The organism is Advenella incenata, from assembly GCF_004217095.1.
GTDB classification, from domain to species: domain Bacteria; phylum Pseudomonadota; class Gammaproteobacteria; order Burkholderiales; family Burkholderiaceae_B; genus Advenella; species Advenella incenata.
The window spans coordinates 2,005,268-2,030,157 of the sequence record NZ_SHKO01000001.1 but is presented as its reverse complement, the minus strand read 5'-3'; the positions used below and the strand labels follow the sequence as shown (position 1 = coordinate 2,030,157).

Below are 24,890 nucleotides of genomic sequence, written 5' to 3'. Positions count from 1 at the left end.
ATAAACCCGTTTTGCCCTGACGTCATCATTTCGAAACACAAGCGGCAAAAAAGCAGCTAACATGACGCCCAGTGCACTTTTTCAGGGCAATCCTGAGCGGCGCTTCCCTTTTTTACGTTGCCCGACAGCAACGCTTCTATCGTTTTCCTGCAGCGACGGATCAGCCTTTGCCCGCGCGTACGCGTTCGGCCTGACATAGTGGTTGTGCTGCCCACGGTTCTGCGGGATCACATGCATTTTGGAACAATGTCATGAATTTGCAGCATTTATTGGCCGCTATCGCTCGCGGTAATCTCGTTCGGCAGATCATCATCGGTCTGGTTCTTGGTATTTTATTTGGCGTATTTTTTCCACAGGCTGCCCAATCGAGCCAGATTATCGGTACCTTCTTTACCGGCGCCCTTAAGGCAGTCGCACCGGTGCTGGTCTTCGTGCTGGTCATAGCGGCAATTGCCCAGCATCGCAGTGGCACTGAAGTCTATATCAAGCCAATTTTATTACTCTATGTACTGGGTACGTTTGCGGCGGCATTGATTGCCGTCGTGGCCAGCTTTGCCTTTCCGACGACGCTTACACTGGTGACCAGTCAGGTCACGCAAAGTGCCCCGGCAGGGATTGTGGAAGTATTGCGATCGCTGGTGCTCAACCTGATAGATAACCCCGTCAATGCCATCCTGACAGCCAATTATATCGGTATTCTGAGCTGGGCCATTTTATTGGGCATCAGCCTGCGTCACGCGAGCGCCGGCACCAAGGCTATCCTGAACGACGCAGCGCAAGCAGTGACCAATGTCGTGCGCTGGGTAATCCGCCTGGCGCCATTGGGCATTTTCAGTCTGATTGCAGTTACTGTGGCCACAACCGGCCTGGGCGAGCTCAAAGCCTATGGCCGGCTGCTGCTGGTTCTGGTCAGCTGCATGCTGTTTGTCGCCCTGGTGGTCAATCCACTTATCGTGTATTTCAAGCTTCGCCGCAACCCCTACCCGCTGGTATTCCGGTGCCTGGCTGAAAGCGGCGTCACCGCCTTTTTTACGCGCAGTTCAGCCGCCAACATTCCGGTGAATCTGCTCCTGTGCAAAAAACTGGGCCTGCACGAAGATACCTACTCGGTGTCGATCCCGCTGGGTGCAACCATCAATATGGCCGGGGCAGCCGTTACCATCACTGTTTTGACATTGGCTGCCGTCCATACATTGAACATTCCGGTTGATATTCCGACAGCACTGTTGCTCAGTGTGCTGGCAACAATCGGCGCCTGCGGCGCCTCGGGCGTGCCCGGTGGTTCGCTGCTGTTGATTCCGATGGCCTGCAGCCTGTTTGGCATCAACAATGACCTGGCCGCACAAGTGGTGACGGTCGGCTTCATCATCAGTGTGGTGCAGGACTCCTGTGAGACCGCACTCAACTCATCCACCGATGTACTGTTTACAGCCGCCGCGGACAAAGCCATGCAAAACCCGGGAGCAGCAGAACGCGAAATTGCACTCTGAAACCGCATGCTGCATGAGCAGCACTGACAAACAGCAAACCGGCTCATGGGTCTGCCCATGGCCGGTTTTTTTTCTGCAGTATATTCGATGAAAAGGAACACCGGCAAAGGCGCCCTCTGCGCACTATGCCCGTCTGCGCTGATCAACCCGTCTAGCTGAACATGCTGCGGTCTTTACGCCTGGCCAGACCGATATAGCGCGCGCCACATAGCTGTTTGCAGGACGTCAACGCCAGACCAGCCGTGAACAAATTAGCCTTGTTCTATCACGCTTACAGGCTCAGTCCAGTTCAAGCTGCACGTCGTCACGTTCGCCGGCCACCGCCCTGAAAATATCCAGCAATCCTTCATAATACAATTCGCCCAGCTCGATCGCGCTTCTGGCATGACCGTGCCAGACAATCCGGTAAGGGCCCTTTACATCCGCACTCAGGCTATCGTAGAGCGCATCAAGATTGCGGCCGAAATACTGGGGCAGATGCAGCGCGATTTGCAATTGGTCATAAACATCATCAATCGAATGAATATGCGTTAATTCGCAGGTCTTGAGCGGCGCGGGGGTGCGGCGTACGGTCTTCATTCTCCTGCGTTTCGAAGTTCTCATCGACATGCTGGCACCTTGTGAAATGTCTCATAATGATCCACGGTCACATACTGCTGGCCGGCCTGGGCAAAGACCAACCGTTTGGCGTTGCGCTTTTTTCCACGGTAGTCCAAATCGGCTTCTTTCCATTGCCCCCGTGGCAGGCGACGCTCATAATTGCCAAAATGGTCACCGCCAATAGATTTACCACGCAATGCAGGTATATCGGAAAAATACTGCCCTGGCGACCAGCCTGCTTGACGGGCCTGCTTCTTGGTTACAAAGTTGGCAGGCAACTGCTTGCGGGATGTCAGCGAGCGCACAATGTCGGTCAGTTGCGCAGTATCGATCTGGCCGCCGAGCGTGGCCTTGTTGAACGTATCGAGCACGACTTCACAGCGATCGGCGCCGCCAGCCAAAGCGTTACCGTCCTTGACAGGAGCCGAGCCGGGCGCAGCCCAGCCCATGGCATACGCTGGCGCGCAGAATGCTAATATTAATGTCGACAGGAACCGTTGCATATCGCTACTCGCAAACGTGTTTTTGGTGCTCAGAGTGTAGCCGATTGTGTTGACAGAATGACGAAATTCTGACACATCCAATGATACATTTTAACTAAACTGCTATTCCTTAACCACGAACCGGCAATTTGGTTTAATGTTGCGACTGTTGTTTCTGTCCGGCCAATTCCGCTGCTGTAACATATATTTTCATGACAAATCCCTCTTCCCACGATACTGCCAAAGACGGCGCTGCGGCCGACGATGCGACCCATATCATGCTGCAACGGCGTTTTGCTCCGTATTTCTGGACACAGATATCGGGTGCGGCCAATGACAATCTGTTCAAGTTCGCAGTCACGATCATGCTTACGTATCATGTTTCGGTAAGCTGGCTGCCGCCGGAAATGGCTGGCGTCGTCATCAATGGCATGTTCATTATCCCGTTTTTGCTGCTGTCCGCAGTGAGCGGACAAATGTCAGATAAATTCGAGAAAGCGCGATTCATGCGCTGGATCAAAACGGCTGAAATCGGGATTATGGGGCTGGCCGCTTTTGCGCTCATTTACCAGCAAGTGTACATCCTGCTGCTCTGCGTGCTGCTGATGGGCATCCATTCCACCGTTTTCGGACCGGTCAAGTTTGCCTATCTGCCGCAGGTCTTTCACGGCACCACCCTGGTCAGCAGTAATGGCTGGGTCGAAATGGGCACTTTTGTCGCGATTCTGCTGGGCAATATGGCGGGCGGATTCATGGCCGGCATAGAAGGCTTCGGCTACCATTATGTGGCGGCCTGTTGCGTATTGATTGCGGTCGCAGGCCGGCTCTGCTCAGGGCTGGTTCCGCCTACGCCCGTATCTTCTGCCGATCTGAAATTGAACTGGAATCCGATCGGCGGCACCATAGAAAACCTCAAGTACGCCTTCCATGACCGGCATGTGTTCAAAAGCATTCTGCTGATCAGCTGGATGTGGTTTTTTGGTGCGGTGTATCTGAATATATTCCCGGTTTTTGCCAAGGAAATCCTGCGTGGTGACGAACAGGTTGCCACGCTGCTTCTGGGCGTATTTTCAATCGGCGTTGGGTTTGGCTCTGTCCTTTGTGGCTGGATCGGCAAGAAAGGGCTGAACGTACTCAAGCTTGTCCCCGTCGGCGCCGCCGGCATGACCATCTTTTCCGTTGCGCTGTATTTTCTGGCCCATGATTTGAATGCCACGCATCTGCTGGCGCTGCACGAATTTGTCAGGCTACCCGCAAACTGGCTGTTAATCACCGGGTTGTTCCTGCTGAGCATGTCGGCCGGACTGTACAGCGTACCGCTTTATGTGCTGATCCAGCAAAAAACACCGAAAACCCATTCCTCGCGTGTGATTGCCGCCAACAACATCATGAATGCCATTTTCCTGGTGGCCAGTTCGGTCATTACCGGCCTGCTTATTGCCTTTAGTACCGTGCCGCTGATTGTTCTTTTTCTTGGCATCGCCAACGCCATTTTCGTATTTGTCGTCATGCGCTCTGACCATTCGTACATTACTGAAATGCGCGAACCCATGGAGTAATGGCAAGCACACCGAACAAGGAGTAAATATGTCTGTCCGGTCCCGTTGCGGGTTTACCGCCACTTTACTTTTTGCTGGCGGTCTGCTGACAGCATGTAACAGCGCTTCGGTTCCCGAACCAAAGGCGGCAGTACCTACCAAACAGGTGGCACGCGGCGACATACTCTGGCATTTTGTGCATGACCAATGCGTCCCCAATCAGCTGGCTGGCAAGAATCCTCCGCTGCCGTGCATCAAAGTTGACATGGACAACGGCTATGTCATCTTCAAGGATAAAAACGGCCCCCTGCAGTATTTGCACATGCCCACCCGCCACGTGACAGGTCTGGAAGATTCTGCGCTGCTGAGCGCAAGCCGCACGCCATATTTTGCACAGGCATGGCATGCCCGCCGCTATATGGACCGATTGCTGGGCAGAGCCATCGCAGTGCAGGACTATTCCTTTACCGTCAATTCAAAATCGGGCCGCAGCCAAAATCATCTGCATATCCACATTTCGTGTATCCGCCCCGCCCTGCGCGAGCGCCTGGCCGGCTTGCAATCGCAGCTCAATTCACAGTGGAAGCCGATGCCTGGAGGCATCAATGGCCATCCATACCAGGCACGAACCGTGTCGCTGGACGAGCTCGAGCAGCATGGCGCCATTGCATTGACCATTGCCTCACTTGCACACGCGCGGCAGGACATGGCCAATGTAAGTCTGGCCCTGTACCCCCTGTCCGAACAGCAGTTTGTGCTGTTTGCAACCCACCGCCCGGGGGCGTCGGCTGAAGGAGACTTTCAGGACCATCGCTGCCCGCAATTGTTGGCTGGGCGTTAGGCGATCCGGCGCGATTGCTTTTGCTCTCGTCCATCTTGCAGTTTGTGCTATTTGTGACGTGTGCTGCGCCTTGCGGGCTCTTTGGCATTAAATTAAGGGTGCATGCCCAGCCCTGAGCGACCCACAACGGCAATGAGCGGCTTGCGGCAACCGCAATTGCCGGCAATACCCTGAAAAAGCCGGCGCAAAAATCGATGCAAAAGCCGCCGAGTGACCGCCGACAGGATACCGTCAGCCTCTTATTTTTCTGCGAAACAGGCAAATTGTGACAATTCCAACACCCTGCTTGCCGCCGTAGGATGACCGTATGATTTCGTAAATATGTTTATCGGTTACTGAATTTTCTGACCGCCACAAATAAGTTATAGTATATTGATTCGTCATAGTCAGGAACGGCGGTTCGTACCCCGTAAACAAGCGTAAGGATATACATGAAATCGTTCATAAAGTTGCTCATTTTGTTGCTGGTTGCAGCAGCCATTGCATTTGGTGCATGGAAAATTATTGAGACAACACTTTTCAATGACGACGATGTCGAACCACCCCAGCAGTCAGAACTGCGTCAGCCTCCTCCCGCGCCGGTGCCGCCACCGAAGCAGGACGATCCCTATCAGAATGCGCAAGGCGAAGACGCCAGCAATGATACGACGCCCGTCACGCTTACCTGCATCGATGCAAGCAAGATCATTGCACAGCTCTATGATATGCGCGTAAACGGCAAAACGCAGGACGAAGCAAACGAAGCCGTCAGCAACAACACGGCCATTCCAGACGAACGTGTCTCTTCATTTATTGAGTTTGTTGAGCTGCTGTGGTCTACTCCCAGGGATAAAATCGCAGAAAAAAATCGTTTTATCAAGGATTTCACAGCAAACTGCGAAAAACTGGCTAAAGCGGCCTCGTCTGCGCCAGCAACCCCTGCGCCTGCAGCGCCGGATACACCTGCCAAGCCTGCTACGCCCGCTGCCCAATAAGCTACAACAGCAGCCGGCACTGAAAGCCCGGGGCCCTGCGTGCAAAGTGGCATATCTAATATGTTCGCCTTGCACTGCAGTGCACCACGATGCATCGGTGCCAAGCAGCATTCTAATTAAAGCGGTTGCAACGCGTTATAGACCGGCGCGTCCTTTTCTGCCGATTTCTCACCGGCCTGATAACCGGTATTGACTTCGCTGGCAACCAGATCAATGGAGCGCGCAGGCTGAAAAGAATGCGCCTGAGCCAGCGGCCAGCAGATCTCGAAAATCTTCAGTCGATAATTGCCCTTGAGCAAATCGCCCTTTTCCAGCTCCGGATAAATGGCCGATAGCACTTTGACCTCGGAACTGGATATGCGCCGCACCACATGATGTGCCCGCAATTGTTCGGGATGAGTCAGTCCGGCAGCCTGCAGCAACTCAGCCAGAGCGTGCACCGAATTGCGATGAAAATGGGTTACCCGGTCGGCCTTGTCCGTCACAACAATGGCGCGCTGCCGCGATGGATCCTGGGTCGCCACGCCGGAAGGACACTTGCCGGTATGACAGGCCTGCGCCTGAATACAGCCTACAGCAAACATAAAACCACGTGCGCTGTTGCACCAGTCGGCGCCCAGCGCCAGCGTTCTGAGTATATCAAAGGCGGAAATAATTTTTCCCGATGCACCAATCTTGATGCGTTCGCGCAAACCGGCCCCCACCAAAGCATTGTGTACCAACCTTAACGCTTCTTTGAGCGGCACGCCCATATGATCGACGAACTCCACAGGTGCTGCCCCGGTTCCACCTTCGGAACCGTCCACCACAATAAAGTCTGGTGTAATACCAGTTTCCAGCATGGCCTTGACGATGGCAAACCACTCCCAGGGATGACCGATACACAGCTTGAAGCCAACGGGCTTGCCACCGGACAACGTGCGCAAGCGCTGGACAAATTGCAATAGTTCAACCGGTGTGCTGAACGCCGAATGCGCCGCGGGCGAGTCACAATCGACGCCTGGCGTGACACCACGCACCTGTGCTATTTCGGCTGTGACTTTGGCACCCGGCAGGATGCCGCCATGCCCCGGTTTGGCACCCTGCGACAACTTGATTTCAATCATTTTTATATTGGGCAATGTCGCTTTCTGGGCAAATGCGCTATCGGAAAAATGTCCGTTTTCGTCCCTGCAGCCAAAGTAACCGGAACCAATGTTCCAGATCAGATCACCGCCGGCTTCAAGGTGATAACTGCTGATCCCGCCTTCTCCTGTATCGTGGGCGAACCCACCGGCCTTGGCCCCGCGATTGAGAGAGCGGATGGCGTTGGCAGATAGCGCGCCGAAACTCATTGCAGAAATATTGAACACCGAAATGTCATAGGGTTGACTGCACTGACCTTGCCCCACGGTAATCCGGAAATTGCGGTCAGGAATATGGCTGGGCATCATGGAATGATTGACCCATTCGTAATCATCGCTGTAGACGTTCTCGATCGTGCCAAAGGGACGCTTGTCAATTTGCTGTTTGGCCCGCTGGTAAACAATAGAACGCTGGGCACGCGAAAAAGGCAGCGAATCGGTATCGCTTTCGATGAAGTACTGACGCAACTCAGGCCGAATAAATTCCAGCAGAAACCGCAAATTGCCGATGACCGGATAATTGCGCTTGACCGAATGGCGAGACTGAACGAGATCATGGATGCCAATCAATGTGAGTAGCAGGCAAACCAGCGCAGCCACATACCACACCGCGGACACGGTCATGCCAAGGGCCAGGCACACCACCGTGCCAAGAATGACAAGGAAAAATGCCAGGAAGCGGACTGGAAAAAACGACAGCATTGTGCACCTTTTATTGGACATCGGGTAGCATAGAATACGCCTTATACATGACAAGATCAAAGGTCGTAAAAAAGCCTCGCCGCAGGGCGAGGCTTGTATTGCCACTTACAAGGCAGGTGGCAATGCACGCAGCCGATATTATTTGGCTGCTGTTTTTGGTGCGATGGCCTCGACAACGGATCCCGCAACCTGATCATCCCGGACCATGAAGAGGAAATCGTTATTCTGGCGAATACCTGTGAGGGAAGCCAACTGACCACCTACGGTTGTCGCATAGCCCTGTTCCTTGGGCGCTGCATTCAAAGCAGCAACACCGGCGGGATTCAGAGACAGTTTGACAAAAGAGCGGCCCTGACTGTCGCGAACACGGTCAACACTCGTCAGATTGGTACGAGTAATGATCGGTGTTTTGCTGACATAAATGGTCTGTTTCTCACTCAGCTTAACAGGACGATAACTTTTGATGACTTTGTCAGAAGCCAGGAATACGTCTACTGCAGTACCTTTAGCAGCAGGGGTCTGTGCAGTGGTGCCGGGATTGCTCTCGGTACCAGTCTTCATTGTGTTACATCCAGCCAGAACCGCAGCCAGAGGAAGCACAATCAACGCAACTTTTCTGGATAATTTCATAGTATTTCCTAATTAAAACTAATTTGAGAACAACTTCGCATAAAGTCGTCCGATTACGTTACAACAGATTCAGAGAAAAAACAACGCTCAAATGTTAACAATGTTCAGAGTGAACACTGCACGCAACGCAACCGGCACGACAAAACCGAAGACCCAGGCGATATTACTTTTTACCGCGAATAATGTCTGCTGCCGTCTTGGCATTGTTCAGCGTGGCCATGGGCATCAGCAGCACGCCGTCATCCACGGCACCAGGTGAAGCAATTGTCGTCGAAAAAATGGAATCATTCAGGCTGGCCAAAACCATTTTTCCCTTGATGGCTTTACCGGAAATTTCGGCATTCAGCTTGCGGGCGCCTTCGGGTGTGACGCGCAGCCCCAACGCGGGACGATCACCGGCCTTGGTCACGAAGACGTTCTTGATATCGGCACGGGTGAGAATTGGGCCGACCCCCTGGTAAGTCTGGTCTCCAACCTGAAGTGGAATCGTTTTGGCTGACTTGCCCTTGGTCGCTTTTGGCTGGGCAGTTGAACCAACGTAAACTTCCAGATTACCGGCGCCGGTCGTCTGGACGGCAGTCGCTGAGGAGCCAGGACCCATTGGTGCTACGGTTGCGGATGTGGCCTTTTTCTCGAAAAAACTGCATCCGGCAACAGCGGTCGTCACTGCAACGACCGTAACAAGCGTAATTAATTTCATAGTTTGCCTTTCTAATAAAATGAAAAAAATGCTGCAAGAACACAAAACAGAACTTTTGCCTGCCTGAAATTTAATCATTAAAGCCGGGTAAATTCATTACATAATGTGAAATGAAGCAAGTTGTATGTGGAGAAAAAAGGGAAAAGCGTCGGATAACATGGACGATCCCGTCCGTTGCCACAGATCAGCCGGAAACCCCGCATGATCAATGAAAATAGCCCCGGCATTTGTCGCTGTCAGACAGATTGATCGTATTTGTTCCCGGAATAAGCCGTACTTTTTTGGCCAGCAATCCGCCATACTGGACGGCACCCGAGAAGGGTTTGGTATCCATCCAGTAGAGCCGCGTGGTAAGGTAATACTCGCCCGACGGCACGTTGGTGAAGGCAAACTGACCGAAAGAGTTGGTTTTGGACGCATAGGCCCTGGCGGCATAGCGCGGATCTGCTTTGCCCGCCAGCACATTACCACGACGACACACCTCGTTGAACCATTGGTCGCTCATGGCCGAAACGGGATTGAGCACGACATCGACATTTCCGCCGCTGCGTTCTCCGCCATTGATGGCATCGTAAATGAACGCGCGCCCCACCAGCATGGTAGGCTGCCCTATCGGCAGAGCGTAGGCGCTTTCGTCATACCCGATTCGCACCACTTGGTCTCGTGGAGAATGGCTGATCGAACGGTCCTTGCCTGTTTTGGTAGAGGAACACCCTGCCAGCACGGCCGCTGCAATGATCGCAAGAAGGACTTTGGTTGAACGCGACATGAGTACCTGTAAGCTGATTTGAATAGTTCGCTTATCATAGACTAACTCCGGGGCAAATACACTGCAAATGTTAAAATAACGGTAAAGTCGGGCAACGGAAATCAGCCTGAAAGCAACCTGCTGGAAAATGACAAATGAATAACATCAGAGTCTGGGATCTGCCTTTGCGACTGTTTCACTGGTTATTGGTTGTCTGCGTGTCGGGCGCTTATTTTTGCGTCAAGTCTGCCGGCATTACCGAGGGCTGGTTGTCGGAAACCGGCCTGGACTGGATGACCTGGCATTCGCGTTTCGGCTATGCCGTGCTGACCCTCATTCTTTTCCGTCTCGTCTGGGGCGTCATCGGCCCCTATTACGCGCGGTTTACACAGTTTGTCGTGGGTCCACGGAAAATTGCCGCCTATTTACGTACAACACAATGGACAGCGGGCCACAACCCACTGGGCGCCTGGTCTGTCATTGCCATGTTGCTGGCCTTTGGCGTGCAGGCAGCCAGCGGGCTCTTTGCCAGTGATGACATCCTTTTCGAAGGCCCGCTAAGCAGACTCAATCCGGTGGCCAGCGGCTTTCTCAACAGCGTTCACCACGCCAGCGAATGGGTGCTGGTCGCATTGGTAGCGCTGCATCTGTGTGCAATTGCCTATTACAGTGTGTTTCACCGTCAGCCCCTGATACGCGCCATGGTGACCGGCGACGCTCCGGCCCAGGGGCACGCGGATGCAAAAGCGCCAGTACGCAGCCAGGATAATGCAGCTACCGCCGTCCGCGCGTGCATCGTATTGCTAATCTGCGCCGCTTTGGTATTCTGGCTCTCGCAATGGTGAACTGGCCAGATCACGCATCACTGCCAGCGTGAACCGTTGACGGCGCCAGTCAGGCTGTCTGTGACGTTCCTTTACATCTGGAATATCCGTTTACGCCCAATGTGATCCGTCTGCCGGATGGGTGTTCCTTTAGCGCAACAATATACTATCGGCAGTGTGCCGGCAGCCGGAATCGCCAGCGGGCCGGCACAACCGTTTGACACTTTAATCGTCCTTGCGGTAATTGTCATGACAGGCCTTGCAGCTTTGGCCAACTCCGCCGAACGCCACCTTGATTTTTTTCATATCGCCAGATGGCGCTTCGGCGGCAAGCCGATCTACCGCAACCAGCATTTTATCTTTGGCCTTGTTAAAGCCCTCAGGGTCTGAAAACACCTCATCTTTTGCATCCCCGCCCTCGGTGCCTTTGTAGAAAGCTTCAAAAGGCAACGGCGCAAGCGTCTTGAGCAGATTCGCATATTTGATGAACGCTTCCTTGTCGTAAGGCTGCTCGCCCTTGACCATATGGCCCATGCGCTTGAAATTATCTCCAATAAATTCCATGCCGTGATGACGATAATCCTGCGCTTCCTTGGTTTTGAGAAACTGAGCATTTGCTGTCAGGGACAGCAAGGTCAAACAGGTAGCAGCAACTATAACCGATGTTTTCATTACATTGACTCCCGGATAAATGACTCGCCTATGATAGCGCAAATGCGTCATTGCTTGCCATCGCCAAAAAGCACAAGGGGCAGTCGAACATTCTGTCGACTGCCCCTTGCTGGCCCGCCTGATACGGATGTCCGGCCTGTCATCCAGCTGTCACGTCACATCATGCCTCGCCAGACCGGAACCAGTATCGGTTCAGTAACAGCTCACTGATGTAGCCATCTGATGTGGTGTTCAGATTTTGGCGGCCAGTTCTGCTGCCAGGCCGATGTAGCTGCGCGGCGTCATCTGCAGCAATCGCTGCTTTGCATCCTCAGGCAATTGCAGCCCCTGGACAAACGAGCGCAATGCTTCTTCGGTAATCCCGCGACCGCGCGTCAGTGCTTTCAACTGCTCGTAGGGTTCCGGCAGGCCATGACGACGCATCACGGTCTGCACCGGCTCAGCCAGCACTTCCCAGCATTGGTCAATATCGCGATCAATGACCTGCGGATTGAGTTCCAGTTTTCCCAGCCCCTTGCTGCATGAGTCCCAGGCAACCATGCAATAACCCAGGGCCACGCCCAGATTGCGCAACACGGTGGAATCGGTCAAGTCACGCTGCCAGCGGGACACCGGTAGTTTCTCGGACAAGTGTTTCAGGACCGCATTGGCAAGCCCGATATTGCCCTCGGAGTTCTCAAAGTCAATGGGGTTGACCTTGTGCGGCATGGTGGACGATCCGACTTCTCCTTCGCGCAAACGCTGTTTGAAATAGCCCAGCGCGATGTAACCCCAGATGTCGCGGTTCAAGTCAAGCAAAATGGTGTTGGCGCGCGCAATGGCATCAAACAGCGCAGCCATCCAGTCATGTGGTTCGATCTGGATGGTATAGGGATTCTGTGTGAGGGACAAATCGGCCAGCACTTTTTTGCTCAGCGCAGGCCAGTCCAGTTCCGGATAGGCCGAGTAGTGCGCGTTGTAGTTGCCGGTTGCGCCGTTAAGCTTGGCCAGAGGTTTAACCGCGCATATAGCGGCAATCGCTGTCTCCAGGCGCGCAGCCACATTGGCAAATTCCTTGCCCATGGTTGTGGGGCTGGCTGGCTGACCGTGCGTGCGAGCCAGCATGGGTTGCTGTGCAAACTGACGGGCATCATCCTTCAACATCGACAGCAGATTGCGCAACGCGGGCACAATAACCTGATCACGAGCACGTGTCAGCATCAGGGCGTGCGACGTATTATTGATATCTTCGGAAGTGCAGGCAAAATGGATGAACTCGGCAGCGACCGACAGTTCTTCATTACCCGCCGCTTTCTCTTTGAGCCAGTACTCCACGGCCTTGACGTCATGGTTGGTTTTTTTCTCGATATCCTTGATGCGCTGGGCATCGGCTTCGCTAAAATCCTGCACCCAGCTGCGCAAGGCGTTTTCGGCATCGGCAGAAAACGCCGGCAGCTCGCTCAGGCCAGCCTGCGACAGCGCGATAAGCCACGACACCTCGACTTCCACACGATGCGCCATGAAGCCGGCCTCTGACAGAAAGGGCCGCAAGGCGGCTGCACGAGAGGCATAACGACCGTCCAGCGGAGATAACGCATTGAGCGGAGTAATCGAATCTGAAATATTCATAATGAAATAAAAAAATAAAAGTGAGAATTACCGGCAGACGGTCGTTGCCCTGCCGGACGAACTTCAGGCAATAATGCCGCCACCCAGGCAAATATCGCCGTCGTATAAAACGCTGGACTGACCGGGTGTAACAGCCCATTGCGCCTGGGAAAATTTCAAATGTAATAGGCCCGGATCGCTGCCCGGGAGCAATTCGCACGGCGCGTCTGCCTGCCGATAACGTGTCTTGGCCCCGTACAGTCCTGCCACAGGCGCATGTCCGGCCACCCAGCTGACATCGTCGGCACGCACCTCGTGCTGCAGCAGCCACGGATGATCATGACCCGACACCACATACAGGGTATTGTTTTGCAAATCCTTGCGGGCCACATACCAGGCGTCGGCGATGCCGTCGTCATTTTGACGGCCCTTAATGCCGCCTATGCCCAATCCCTTGCGCTGGCCCAGGGTGTAGAAGGCAAGCCCGTGATGCTGCCCTACCTGCTGCCCATCATCAGTAAGAATCGGGCCGGGATTGGTAGGCAGATAACGATTCAGAAATTCCCGAAAGGGGCGCTCGCCGATAAAGCAAATACCTGTGGAATCCTTTTTCGCCGCATTGGGCAGTCCCAGCTTATGGGCCATCTGACGCACTTCGGTTTTGTCTATTTCACCCAGGGGAAACAAGGCCTTGGACAATTGCGCCTGATTAAGCCGGTGCAGGAAATAGCTCTGGTCCTTGCTGGCGTCCAGCCCCTTGAGCAGTTCATATTCAGTGGCGCCATCCCGTTGCACCGCCCGCACGCGAGCATAATGCCCGGTCGCGATGTAATCGGCTCCCAGGGTTAATGCGTGGTCCAAAAACGCCTTGAACTTGATCTCGGCATTGCACAGGACATCGGGATTGGGCGTGCGTCCGGCCGAATATTCCCGCAGGAACTCCGAAAATACGCGATCCTTATAGTCGGCGGAAAAATTGACCGCTTCGATGTCCACGCCGACCAGATCGGCAACGCTGGCCGCATCGAGCCAGTCCTGACGGGTTGAGCAGTATTCAGAATCATCGTCATCTTCCCAGTTTTTCATGAAAAGCCCGATGACTTCATAACCCTGCTCTTTGAGCAGCCAGGCGCTGACCGACGAATCTACGCCGCCGGACATGCCCACCACTACACGAGGTTTTACAGAGGTTTGTTCAGTCATGGACGATATTTTACCGTCCTGGCTGCCCAAACGGGGAAATCAGCGTCTTCTAAGCACTTAAGGCAGCATCAACCACTTCGACCCAATGGCGTACCGGTGTCTGCGTTCCGGTTTGCAAATGGGACATACAGCCCATATTGGAGGTAATGATGACTTCAGGCGAGGTCTTGCCGATGGCTTCCAGCTTGCGATCGCGCAGGCCAGTAGCAATTTCCGGCTGAAGCACCGAATACGTCCCTGCAGAACCGCAACACAGATTGGCCTCGCCAAAGGCCTTGAGGTCAAATCCCAGATCTGCCAGTAACGACTCGGTCAGTGGGCGCAGTCCCTGCCAGTGTTGAAGCGTACAGGGTGGATGAAATGCGGCTGAGGCCGGTAGCGGTTTTTTGAATTTGGCCTTCAGTGTCGCCGCTTCGGGCGCAATCACTTCGGCAATATCCTTTACATGCTGAACCAGGTAGCGCGCTTTTTCCACATACCCCGGTTCGTTACGAAGATAAAATGGATACTCTTTGACGAACGCACCGCAACCGGACGCGTTCATGATGACGGCCTCTACCTGGCCAGACTCCAGCAACGGCACCCAGGCGTCGATATTGCTTTTCATCTGGGCGATGCTGCTGTTTACTTTATCCAGGTGAAAATTGACGGCGCCGCAACATGTATTGCGACTGACATCCACAGATGAAATTCCCGCGGCATCCAGCACCCTTATGGTCGCCGCATCAATCGAAGGCATCAGCGCAGGCTGAACACACCCCAGCGGCACCAGCACCTGCCGTTGGTGGCGGCCGACCGGCAGCGCCCCGGCCGGGCGGGCCTCCGGCAGCTTGGCCGCCAGTGTGGCCGGCATGAAGGAGCGCAACATGCGGCCCAGTTTCACCGCAGGTGCAAAGGCTTGGGAGTTCAGCCCGGCCGCCAGCAGGGTGCGCCGAAAACGGTCGGTCGGCGTACGGGTAACGCGTTCTGCGACCAGTTCGCGGCCGATATCAACCAGATGGCCGTACTGCACACCCGACGGACAAGTGGTTTCGCAGTTGTGGCAAGTAAGGCACTGGTCCAGGTGCTTCTGGGTAATGCTGGTGGGCTCCTTGCCTTCGACGATTTCCTTGATCAGGTAAATGCGCCCACGCGGACTGTCGCGCTCATCGCCAAGTATCTGATAGCTGGGACAGGTGGCAGAACAGAAGCCGCAATGCACGCATTTGCGCAAGATTGCATCCACTTCTTCGCCATAGCTGCTGTTTTTTGCCCAGTCGGCAAGATTGGTCTGCATGATACGTTAGATATTCCTGAGTAACCGGCCTGAGTAAAATGTGCCCAACGGGTCAAGATTGCTCTTGAGACGGCGGGTAATGGCGGCAATCCCGCTGCTGAGCGGCTGGAACACACCATCGACGGGCTGACTGACACCTGCGCCGGCGCGAAACAATGTCGCATGACCACCGCGTTGCGCAGCGGCGTGACGAATGTTGGTCACATCGCTGACCTGTCGCAGCCAGCGCTGCGCGCCGCCCCACTCCAGTAGCGGCACCGATTCGTTCACCGTGTCGGCCAAAGGCGGCACCGATACGCGCCAGACAGTATCACCAAAAAACGGATGAGTATGCTCTCTGAGCGACAGCCATAAATCTTTAGCCGTCTGCTCATCTACCCGCTCGCCGCCCAGGACGCCGCATGCCTGTTTGACAGCAGGCTGCGCACCGGATACGCGCAGATAGAGCACGCCTTGCTGTGTATCGCCCTCCGGGATCCAGGCCGAGGCACTGATACCCAGCGCCTTGGCCTGCCACTGGCGGAAGCATTCGAACGCTTCCTTCAGGGTACATTGCCGCTGCAGTGTGACTTCGCAAATCGGCTTGGGCAGCACCTTGAACGAGACTTCCAGAATAGGGCCGAACACGCCCATGGATCCGGTGAGCAGCCGCGACATATCGTAGCCGGCCACATTCTTCATCACCGTGCCGCCAAAATGCAATTGCTGCCCTTCTGCATTGAGCAACACGGTGCCCAGCACAAAGTCACTGGCTCCGCCGGCAGCCATGCGTCCAGGACCGGCCAGCCCTGTGGCAATGGCCCCGCCAATGGTTGCCTGCTGGCCAAAATGCGGCGGCTCCCATGCCAGGCGTTGATTCTCCTGATCCAGTGCCGCTTCGATGTCGCGCAGCGGCGTACCGCAACGGGCAGTCATGACCAGCTCTGACGGTTCATAACTGCTGATCCCGGTGTACGGTGTCACGTCCAGTTCCACCAATTGTTCGGTTTCGGCAATCGCGTTGCCGTAGAAGCTTTTGGTGCCGCCACCGCGAATGACAATCTGCTTGCGGCCTGCCACAGCGGCTGCAACCTGTTCTGCCAGATCTTCTTTAATGAATTTCATAAGATGTTTAGAAACGTTCGATATCGGGAAAAGCGATCTGACCGCCGTGCACATGCATGCGACCATATTCGGCGCAACGATTCAGTGTCGGAATCTGCTTGGTCGGATTGAGCAACATATCGGGGTCGAACGCTTTTTTCAGCGCGGTGAAGGCATCGAGTTCTTCGCGAGTAAACTGCGAACACATCTGGTTGATTTTCTCCAGACCCACGCCATGCTCACCGGTAACCGTACCGCCCACCTTGATGCACAGCTCCAGGATATCGGCGCCGAAATCTTCAGCGCGTCGCACTGAGTCCGGATCGTTCGCATCGAACAAAATCAGTGGATGCAAATTGCCATCGCCCGCATGGAACACATTGGCGCAACCCAATTGATACTTCGCTTCCATCTTCACCATTTCATTGAGCACATAGGCCAACTGGCTTTTGGGAATCGTGCCGTCCATGCAGTAATAATCAGGTGATATGCGGCCGGCGGCAGGAAATGCATTCTTGCGGCCGGCCCAGAAACGCAAGCGTTCCTCTTCGGAACTGGACGTTTGCAAACGCGTTGCACCGCAATCGGAAAATACTTTTTCCATGCGTACGATTTCGTCTTCAACCTCGGCCTCGGTGCCGTCCGATTCACACAGCAGAATCGCCTCGGCATCCAGGTCATAACCGGCATTCACAAAGGGCTCGACCATGCGGGTTGCGCGCTTGTCCATCATTTCAAGACCGGCAGGAATGATGCCCGATCCGATAATATTCTTGACCGCCTCGCCCGCCGCCTCAACAGAAGCGAAGCTTGCCATGATGACGCGAGCCAGTTGCGGCTTGGGAATGAGTTTGACCTTGACTTCGGTCACAATGCCCAGCATGCCTTCCGAACCGATGAAGACCGGCAGCAGATTCAGACCCGGTGCGTCGGGTGCGTCAGCGCCCAATTCGACAATGTCGCCATCAATCGTCACAATCCGCAGGCGGATGACATTATGAACCGTCAGTCCATATTTAAGGCAATGCACACCACCCGCATTCTCGGCAATATTGCCGCCGATTGAACAGGCAATCTGACTGGATGGGTCAGGCGCATAATACAGACCATATGCTGCAGCCGCCTCGGACACCGCCAGATTGCGCACGCCTGGTTCAACGATAGCGGTCGCTGCCTGCGCGTCGATATGTCTGATTTTGTTGAGTTTGGATACGCCCAGCAACACACCCTGCGAATGCGGCGTCGCGCCGCCCGACAGGCCTGTACCTGCGCCACGCGGCACCACAGGCACCCCCATTTTTTTACAGGTTTTCAGAACGTGAATGATTTGCTCCTCGTTTTCCGGAAGCACAACCACGCCTGGCATTTCCTTGAAAAGCGTCAGCCCATCACATTCAAACGGTTTTTTTTCTTCAACACGGGATAGCACACAATGCGCCGGCAAACCGCGATGCAATTGAGCGATCAATTCAGAAAAATCCGGTCCGCTTTCAGCGTCCTGCGGCGCATGTCGCAGCTGCGCACTCACATCCATGACAACCCTTTTTTATGACAACTGGTATAAACGTCAAAGTATACCCTGCCCGGCCACGAACCAAAACGTGATTAACCCTAATGATTGTTCACTCCCGCGGCAAAGCGAAATGACTTCGGGGCATATAATGCCCCGAAACAGATAGCGGCAGCGAAGCGTCAGTTGGTGCTGTTGCCGCTGCATCCAGCATGCAAAACTCAGGTGTTGATATCTGTTTTCTGCTCACGGCGCGTACGCACTGCCTGGGCCAGACGCTCCAGCACCTGGACCGATGCGTCCCAGCCGATGCAGCCGTCCGTAATACTCTGCCCGTAAGTGAGTTCGACACCTTCTTTGAGATCCTGACGACCAGCAACCAGGTGGCTCTCGACCATGACACCGAAAATGCGGTGGTCGCCGGTTTCGATCTGCTGGGCCACATCGTCGATCACCTGCGGCTGATTCTCATATTTCTTGTTGCTGTTGGCATGGCTGGCATCGATCATGATACGGCTGGCCAGACCCGCCTTGGACAATTGCTCGGACATCAGGTTGATGTTTTCGGCGTCATAATTGGGCGCCTTGCCGCCGCGCAGAATGACATGACAATCGTCATTACCAACGGTAGAGACGATTGCCGAATGGCCGCCCTTGGTTACCGACAGAAAATGATGAGGCTGCGACGCAGCATTGATGGCATCGATGGCAATTTTGATATTGCCGTCGGTCCCGTTTTTGAACCCGACCGGGCACGACAGGCCCGAAGCCAGTTCACGGTGCACCTGGCTTTCTGTCGTACGCGCACCGATCGCGCCCCAGGACACCAGGTCGGCAATATATTGCGGAGTGATCATATCCAGGAATTCGCAGCCCGCAGGCACACCGCTTTCATTGACTTCCAGCAGCAATTCACGCGCCAGTCGCACGCCCTTGTTGATATTGAAACTGCCGTCCAGATCCGGATCGTTAATCAGGCCTTTCCAGCCCACTGTCGTGCGGGGCTTTTCGAAATACACGCGCATGACGATTTCCAGATCGTCGCCAAAGCGGTCACGCTGTTCCTTCAGGCGCTTTACATATTCGCGCGCCGCAGCCGGATCGTGAATTGAGCACGGGCCAATAATGACAACCAGCCGGTCATCTTTGGCATGCAAAATGCGATGGATTGCCTCGCGCGTATCGTGCACCAGGCTGGACACCTGAGCGGAACAGGTAAATTCGCGCATCAGATGGGACGGCGGGCTAAGCTCTTTAATTTCGCGGATACGTAAATCGTCGGTATTGTAGGACACGGAAAACTCCAGATATATCGTTAATCAATCAATCGAATCGGTTATAAGTTCGCCCAGCCAGGCAGTGCATCGCCCAAAACAAAAAAGGCCACCAGATATTCTGGCGGCCTTTTGGTGTCTTGTAGCTTGTTTCTGCTTTCGCTAAGTACGCAACGTCCTTTCCTCCGCCTATCGCGTCGAAAATGTAAAATAAAAAAAGAAAAAGACGTGGCTAACTTGTTTCATAAGAGCAATCCTAGCACAGGTTTTCGCTCATTGGCACATCAATCTGCCGTCAGGCCGAAAATATAGCGGGACTGTACCCGCCGGACCACAAAATGCGCCATTTTCGGAGGGATCAACCGGATATCGCGAAAAAAGCCGGTTTACCCGACCATGATCATCACATAACCCCAAGGTTCTTCCACAACGCCCTGGCTCGGCCAGGCAGCCTGCAAAGCCCGGCGCCGCAAGCGGACGTCGGGCCGATCAAAAAGCTCAGGCCGTTCCACCGACCGTCAGTCCGTCCATGCGAATGGTGGGCATGCCAACCCCTACCGGCACACTTTGACCTTCCTTACCGCAAGTGCCCACACCCGAATCGAGCGACAGATCGTTGCCGATCATCGACACCCGGTTCATGGCGTCGGGGCCGTTGCCGATCAGTGTCGCACCCTTGACTGGATAGGTGATGCGGCCATTTTCGATCATATAGGCTTCACTGGCCGAAAACACGAATTTGCCGCTGGTGATATCGACCTGCCCACCGCCAAAATTGACGGCATACAGGCCCTTCTTGACCGAGGCAACAATATCCTGCGGGTTGTGGTCTCCGCCCAGCATAAAGGTATTGGTCATACGAGGCATGGGCAGATGGGCATAAGATTCACGGCGACCGTTGCCAGTGACTTTAGTCTTCATCAGGCGTGCATTCAGTGAATCCTGCATGTAACCACGCAAAATACCGTCTTCGATCAGCACATTGCGCTGTGTCGGATTGCCTTCGTCGTCCACATTCAGCGAGCCGCGGCGATCCTTGATCGTGCCGTCATCAATGACGGTAACCCCCTTGGAGGCAACGCGCTCACCGATACGATCCGAGAAAATGCTGGAGCCCTTGCGGTTAAAATCACCTTCAAGACCGTGGCCGACGGCTTCGTGCAGCAAAATACCCGGCCAGCCGGAACCCAGCACAACTGTCATTTCCCCAGCCGGCGCGTCCCTGGCATCCAGATTCGTCAGCGCTTCGTGTACCGCTTTATCTACATATTCATGCAGCAGCGCATCCGAGAAATAGTTCAGGCCCAGACGGCCACCGCCACCGCCATGCCCCATTTCACGCCGGCCATTGCGCTCGACGATCACGGTGACAGACAGTCGCACCAGCGGTCGGATATCAGCAGCCAGACGGCCGTCGCTGCCGACAATCATCACCACGTCATATTCCGAACCCAGCCCGGCCATGACCTGAATCACATGAGGGTCTTTGGCGCGGGCAATGGTTTCAACCCGTCCCAGCAGCGCCACTTTTTCAGTGGCTGGCATGGCGGCAATCGGGTCATCCTGGCCGTACAGATCGTGCGCCTTGCTTTTGCCGTTGCCGACCACCTTCATGTGCCCTTCGCCCTGCCGCGCAATCGCCTTGACTGTCGTTGCCGACTCCATAAGGGCCTCGGGCGAGAGTTTGTCTGAATAGGCAAAGGCGGTTTTCTCGCCCGCCAGCGCCCGCACGCCTACGCCCTGGGAGATGGAGAAACTGCCGGTCTTGACGATACCCTCTTCCAGACTCCAGCTTTCGCTGCGTGTATATTGAAAGTACAGGTCGGCGTAATCGACCTTATGGGTAAAAATCTCGGCCAGCGCGGCGGCCATGTGGTTTTCGTTCAGGTCCCAGGGATCCAGCAGCAGGGATTTTGCCGTTGCGACTGCCTGGAGATCGGATTCAATAGGTTTCATGTAAGGGTGTCTTCTAAGGTTTCTTTACTGTAATGGGAGGCGCTGTACCTGCGACGCCTGCCTTGTTGCGTTCAAACTCAACGGTGCGAACCTGACCGTTATGGCCGGGGAACTGGTCAAACACCGACGCGGCCAGATAAGGCATGACTTCGGGCAGGCTGCGCTCGCGTGAATCTGCCACGGCACTGGAGCGAAATACCTCATTGCCATTTTGCTGCCTGTCACGAATATACACAGTAAGCGAATAGCGATGGTAAGGCACCGGAACTAACTGATAGCGTGGCGTCATGGCAAAGCCGAAGCTACTGTAGAACGGGTTGCCATAATAACCATAGGGAAAGCCCATGCCCAGCCCCAGTGTCGGATACAAATCATAATTGCCGGTGTCCCGCTGGACCATTTGCTGCCGCACTTCGGTCCCGGTAGTAAAGCCAACTTCAAAACGGGCGCTCTGGCGGCCCATTGCTTCGATCAGGCCGGTGCGGAACATGTTATTGCGAATATAGCCGGTATAGGCAGCCTGCTCCAGATTCTGCTGTTTGCTGTCGACAAAGCGGTAGTGCTGTCCTGCAACGGCAGCAGGCCATTGCTGAAACGAGGTCACCTGGGTCGTAAATTCACTGGTTGTCGAGCAGGCGGTCAATCCCGCCAAAAACAACCCAGCCAAAACGAGGTTCCAGATACGGGGCACTTGCAGATGTCGCATGCTTCTTTCTCCTGCCAATCACACGCCAATATCATAGACGGCCTGCCGCGCCCGACACGCGCCGCAAACTGTACTTCAATTTTGACACAAAACGTCTTTTAAGGTTCCAATTCAGGGCAAGCCCCTATAATTAGGACAAATAGCTACGAATCGCTTTTTTTCAAGTGAACCCTGCCGTTTGTACCGCAATTTCACTTTCCGTTCACCAGCACCACAGTGACCATCATGCCTACAGAATTGATCGAAGAAACCAGTCCAACCGTCTATCGCAGCGACTATCAGCCCTATCCATTTACGCTTGATGCGGTGGCGCTCAATTTCGACCTGGACGAAAACCGCACTGTCGTCACCTCTACCCTGACATTCACCGCAAAAGACAAGACGCCGGCCGATCTGGTGCTCAACGCCGAAGACATCAGCCTGGATGCCCTGTATCTGAATGGCCAGGCGCTGGACGCAGACGCCTATGAATTGGACCAGAACCAACTGGTCATTGCGCAACTGTCCGGTTCATTTGAACTGCGTGTATGCACCACACTGGATCCGGCAGCCAACTCCCTGTTCATGGGTTTGTATAAGTCGGGGAGCGGCTTTTTCACTCAGTGCGAGGCCGAAGGCTTTCGCCGCATTACCTACTTCCCGGATCGCCCGGACGTGATGAGCATTTATACCGTCACGCTCGCCGCCGACAAGGAAAAATATCCCTATCTGCTGTCCAACGGCAATTTGCTGTCGTCCACTGATCTTCCCGACGGCCGCCACCAGGCAGTCTGGCATGATCCCTTTCATAAGCCCAGTTATCTTTTCGCACTGGTCGCCGGCGACTTCGACGTTCGCGAAAAAACCGTCAAAACCCATAATGGCCGCGACGTGCTGTTGCAGATATACAGCGACAAGGGAAGCCGCGACAAGACCGAATGGGCACTGGCTTCGCTTGAGCGCTCCCTGGTCTGGGACGAAAAGCGCTTTGGCCTGGAACTGGATCTGGATCGCTTCATGATTGTGGCCGTGCGCGACTTCAATATGGGCGCCATGGAAAACAAGGGGTTGAACATTTTCAATTCCGGATATGTGCTGGCCGATCCCGATACCGCCACCGATGCCAATTTTTCTGCCGTCGAAGCCGTGATCGGTCACGAATATTTTCACAACTGGACCGGCAATCGCGTCACTTGCCGCGACTGGTTTCAGCTCAGCCTCAAGGAAGGCCTGACCGTCTTTCGCGATCAGGAATTTACAGCCGACATGATGGCCGCCGGCCTGGATGATCAGGCAGCCGCCAGTGCCCGCGCGGTCAAGCGCATTGACGACGTAAGCGTATTGCGCGCCGGTCAGTTTCCCGAGGATGCAGGCCCCATGGCGCATCCCATCCGTCCCGACAGCTACGAATCCATTGGCAACTTCTACACCGCAACCGTTTATGAAAAAGGCGCCGAAGTGATCCGCATGCAGCACACGCTGCTGGGCGCGCCCGGTTTTCGCGATGGCATGGACGAATACTTCCGCCGCCATGACGGGCAGGCCGTCACTTGCGATGATTTTGTCAATGCCATGGAATACGTATACACAAAATCCCATCCGCAACGCGATCTGTCCGTCTTCAGGCGCTGGTATTCGCAGGCAGGCACGCCGCGAGTGCAGGTGACCATGAGCCACGATGCAGGGCAGCAAACGGTGACCTTGACCCTGTCGCAACAAACACCGCTGGTGGGGGTTGAAAAAATCCGCAAGGATTTTGTGAAAAAACCTTTTCATATTCCCTTTGCTGTCGGTCTGCTCTCGGCTGACGGACAACCGCTGGCGCTCAGCGAGATCAACGACAGTGCGAGCCACGACGCTGCCCCCGACCTGGCCGGCGAACACACACGCCTGCTTGAACTCACAGAGCAAAGTCAGTCCTGGACCTTTACCGGCATCGCCGCCAAGCCTGTGCCTTCGCTGTTGCGCGATTTTTCCGCGCCAGTCACTGTGCACTATGACTGGACAGCAGAGGAACTGGCGGTCCTGGCCCAGTCTGATCCCAATCCATTTGCCCGCTGGGAAGCGGGCCAGGCGCTGGCAACCCGCGAAATTCTGGGCCTTGCCGAAGCACTGCAAAAAGGTGAGCAAGCGGCCCTGTCCGAGACATTTGTGCAAGTCTGGAAGAACAATCTGCAAGATGCAGGCCTGGACGCCGGTTATCGCGCCCGCCTGCTGACACTGCCTTCGGAAAAATTCCTGGCAGAGCAAATGGATCCGATAGAACCGATATGGCTGGCCAAGGCCCGCCACGCTGTCCGGGAAAATCTGGGCAAAGCGGCTGCGTCCGAATGGAACGCAACCCTGCAGGGCAACGACACGCCTGGGCCTTATAGCCCCGATCCGATCAGCGCCGGCCGTCGCAGTCTGAAAAATCTGGCACTGGCCTACCTCATGGCGGCAGGCGATCTGGCAGCATGCCAGCAAGCGCTGGTCCAGTACCAGGCAGCGCAGAACATGACCGATTGCATGGGTGCGCTTGGCGCCATCGTCAACTATCACCACGGGGATAAACGCCAGGAAGCCATCGTTGATTTCTACGAGAAATGGCAGCACAATCCGCTGGTCATCGACAAATGGTTTGCCCTGCAGGCCACTGCCGCCGACACCCGCACGGAAACAATCCGCGGGCTGATGGCGCATCCGGCATTTGCATTGCGCAACCCCAATCGCGCCCGCTCCCTGATCTTCCAGTTCTGCATGAACAATGCACAAGGATTCCATAACCAGGATGGTTCCGGCTATGCCTTGTGGACCGAAGCCGTGCTGGCGCTCGATGCCATCAATCCTGAAGTCGCATCGCGTCTGGCGCGTGTCATGGATAACTGGGCGCGCTATACTCCTGCACTGCAATCACAAATGAAATCATCGCTTGAGCAGGTCCGCGATCACGAGGGTCTGTCCAGCAATGTGAGCGAGATTGTTTCCAAAGCTTTGCGTATTTAATTATTT

The 24,890-nt window shown here is 54.8% G+C and carries 21 protein-coding genes; 6 read left to right on the top strand and 15 right to left on the bottom strand.

From position 1 onward, the window contains the following. Nucleotides 1-251 precede the first annotated feature (251 nt). Entirely contained in the window at nt 252-1,490 is a 1,239-nt protein-coding gene (sstT, locus tag EV681_RS09160) for a serine/threonine transporter SstT (RefSeq protein WP_130303775.1), read from the top strand. A gap of 279 nt (nt 1,491-1,769) precedes the next feature. On the opposite strand, the gene EV681_RS09155 is transcribed toward sstT, so the two are convergent. Beyond that, nucleotides 1,770-2,069: a barstar family protein gene (locus EV681_RS09155; protein WP_165392984.1), complete on the bottom strand. Its 300-nt coding sequence runs from the start codon at nt 2,067-2,069 to the stop codon at nt 1,770-1,772. Between the two features lie 20 nt (nt 2,070-2,089). After that, the gene (locus EV681_RS09150; RefSeq protein WP_242612178.1) at nt 2,090-2,668 is read right to left on the bottom strand and encodes a ribonuclease domain-containing protein; all 579 of its coding nucleotides are present in this window, start codon (nt 2,666-2,668) and stop codon (nt 2,090-2,092) included. A 116-nt stretch (nt 2,669-2,784) separates the two neighbouring features. On the opposite strand from EV681_RS09150, the gene EV681_RS09145 reads away from it, so the two are divergent. The 3 genes from EV681_RS09145 to EV681_RS09135 all read left to right on the top strand — a co-directional run bounded on the left by EV681_RS09145 (nt 2,785) and on the right by EV681_RS09135 (nt 5,925). Beyond that, nucleotides 2,785-4,131 (top strand): MFS transporter, encoded by a 1,347-nt coding sequence (locus EV681_RS09145; RefSeq protein ID WP_130303774.1) that lies wholly within the window; start codon nt 2,785-2,787, stop codon nt 4,129-4,131. Nucleotides 4,132-4,159: 28 nt separating this feature from the next. Continuing rightward, a complete protein-coding gene (locus EV681_RS09140) occupies nt 4,160-4,951 on the top strand; it encodes a CDP-diacylglycerol diphosphatase (protein ID WP_130303773.1) in 792 nt (263 codons plus the stop codon). 431 nt (nt 4,952-5,382) lie between these two features. Then, nucleotides 5,383-5,925, top strand: a complete 543-nt coding sequence (locus EV681_RS09135) for a hypothetical protein (protein WP_128394406.1) — start codon at nt 5,383-5,385, stop codon at nt 5,923-5,925. Between the two features lie 116 nt (nt 5,926-6,041). Here the strand turns inward: EV681_RS09135 and EV681_RS09130 are convergent, their stop codons facing one another. The 4 genes from EV681_RS09130 to EV681_RS09115 all read right to left on the bottom strand — a co-directional run bounded on the left by EV681_RS09130 (nt 6,042) and on the right by EV681_RS09115 (nt 9,850). Beyond that, nucleotides 6,042-7,751 (bottom strand): FMN-binding glutamate synthase family protein, encoded by a 1,710-nt coding sequence (locus EV681_RS09130; RefSeq protein ID WP_128394407.1) that lies wholly within the window; start codon nt 7,749-7,751, stop codon nt 6,042-6,044. A 138-nt stretch (nt 7,752-7,889) separates the two neighbouring features. After that, the gene (locus EV681_RS09125; RefSeq protein ID WP_128394408.1) at nt 7,890-8,381 is read right to left on the bottom strand and encodes a hypothetical protein; all 492 of its coding nucleotides are present in this window, start codon (nt 8,379-8,381) and stop codon (nt 7,890-7,892) included. 163 nt (nt 8,382-8,544) lie between these two features. Continuing rightward, nucleotides 8,545-9,081 carry a hypothetical protein gene (locus EV681_RS09120; RefSeq protein ID WP_128394409.1) on the bottom strand — a complete coding sequence of 179 codons (537 nt, stop codon included), beginning with the start codon at nt 9,079-9,081 and terminating at the stop codon, nt 8,545-8,547. Between the two features lie 205 nt (nt 9,082-9,286). Beyond that, nucleotides 9,287-9,850 (bottom strand): carboxypeptidase regulatory-like domain-containing protein, encoded by a 564-nt coding sequence (locus EV681_RS09115; protein ID WP_130303772.1) that lies wholly within the window; start codon nt 9,848-9,850, stop codon nt 9,287-9,289. Between the two features lie 134 nt (nt 9,851-9,984). Here EV681_RS09115 and EV681_RS09110 point away from each other — a divergent pair, with 134 nt between their 5' ends. After that, nucleotides 9,985-10,674 (top strand): cytochrome b/b6 domain-containing protein, encoded by a 690-nt coding sequence (locus EV681_RS09110; RefSeq protein WP_130303771.1) that lies wholly within the window; start codon nt 9,985-9,987, stop codon nt 10,672-10,674. Nucleotides 10,675-10,878: 204 nt separating this feature from the next. Here the strand turns inward: EV681_RS09110 and EV681_RS09105 are convergent, their stop codons facing one another. From EV681_RS09105 to EV681_RS09065, 9 genes are all read right to left on the bottom strand, one after another. Then, nucleotides 10,879-11,325: a c-type cytochrome gene (locus tag EV681_RS09105; protein WP_165392983.1), complete on the bottom strand. Its 447-nt coding sequence runs from the start codon at nt 11,323-11,325 to the stop codon at nt 10,879-10,881. A gap of 231 nt (nt 11,326-11,556) precedes the next feature. Next, complete coding sequence (gene purB / locus EV681_RS09100) at nt 11,557-12,933, bottom strand: adenylosuccinate lyase (protein WP_130303770.1); 1,377 nt, start codon at nt 12,931-12,933, stop codon at nt 11,557-11,559. Nucleotides 12,934-12,996: 63 nt separating this feature from the next. Next, nucleotides 12,997-14,115, bottom strand: coding sequence for a tRNA 2-thiouridine(34) synthase MnmA (gene mnmA / locus EV681_RS09095; protein WP_130303769.1), 1,119 nt, complete (start codon nt 14,113-14,115; stop codon nt 12,997-12,999). Nucleotides 14,116-14,164: 49 nt separating this feature from the next. Then, entirely contained in the window at nt 14,165-15,391 is a 1,227-nt protein-coding gene (glcF, locus tag EV681_RS09090; RefSeq protein ID WP_130303768.1) for a glycolate oxidase subunit GlcF, read from the bottom strand. 6 nt (nt 15,392-15,397) lie between these two features. Continuing rightward, a complete protein-coding gene (gene glcE / locus EV681_RS09085; protein ID WP_128394416.1) occupies nt 15,398-16,495 on the bottom strand; it encodes a glycolate oxidase subunit GlcE in 1,098 nt (365 codons plus the stop codon). Between the two features lie 7 nt (nt 16,496-16,502). Beyond that, a complete protein-coding gene (locus tag EV681_RS09080; RefSeq protein WP_130303767.1) occupies nt 16,503-18,008 on the bottom strand; it encodes an FAD-linked oxidase C-terminal domain-containing protein in 1,506 nt (501 codons plus the stop codon). 197 nt (nt 18,009-18,205) lie between these two features. Continuing rightward, nucleotides 18,206-19,279 (bottom strand): 3-deoxy-7-phosphoheptulonate synthase AroG, encoded by a 1,074-nt coding sequence (gene aroG, locus EV681_RS09075; RefSeq protein WP_128394418.1) that lies wholly within the window; start codon nt 19,277-19,279, stop codon nt 18,206-18,208. Between the two features lie 477 nt (nt 19,280-19,756). After that, complete coding sequence (tldD, locus tag EV681_RS09070) at nt 19,757-21,214, bottom strand: metalloprotease TldD (RefSeq protein ID WP_130303766.1); 1,458 nt, start codon at nt 21,212-21,214, stop codon at nt 19,757-19,759. Between the two features lie 13 nt (nt 21,215-21,227). Beyond that, the gene (locus EV681_RS09065) at nt 21,228-21,920 is read right to left on the bottom strand and encodes a DUF4136 domain-containing protein (RefSeq protein WP_130303765.1); all 693 of its coding nucleotides are present in this window, start codon (nt 21,918-21,920) and stop codon (nt 21,228-21,230) included. Nucleotides 21,921-22,157: 237 nt separating this feature from the next. Here EV681_RS09065 and pepN point away from each other — a divergent pair, with 237 nt between their 5' ends. Then, nucleotides 22,158-24,884, top strand: coding sequence for an aminopeptidase N (pepN, locus tag EV681_RS09060; RefSeq protein ID WP_130304054.1), 2,727 nt, complete (start codon nt 22,158-22,160; stop codon nt 24,882-24,884). Nucleotides 24,885-24,890: the final 6 nt, after the last annotated feature.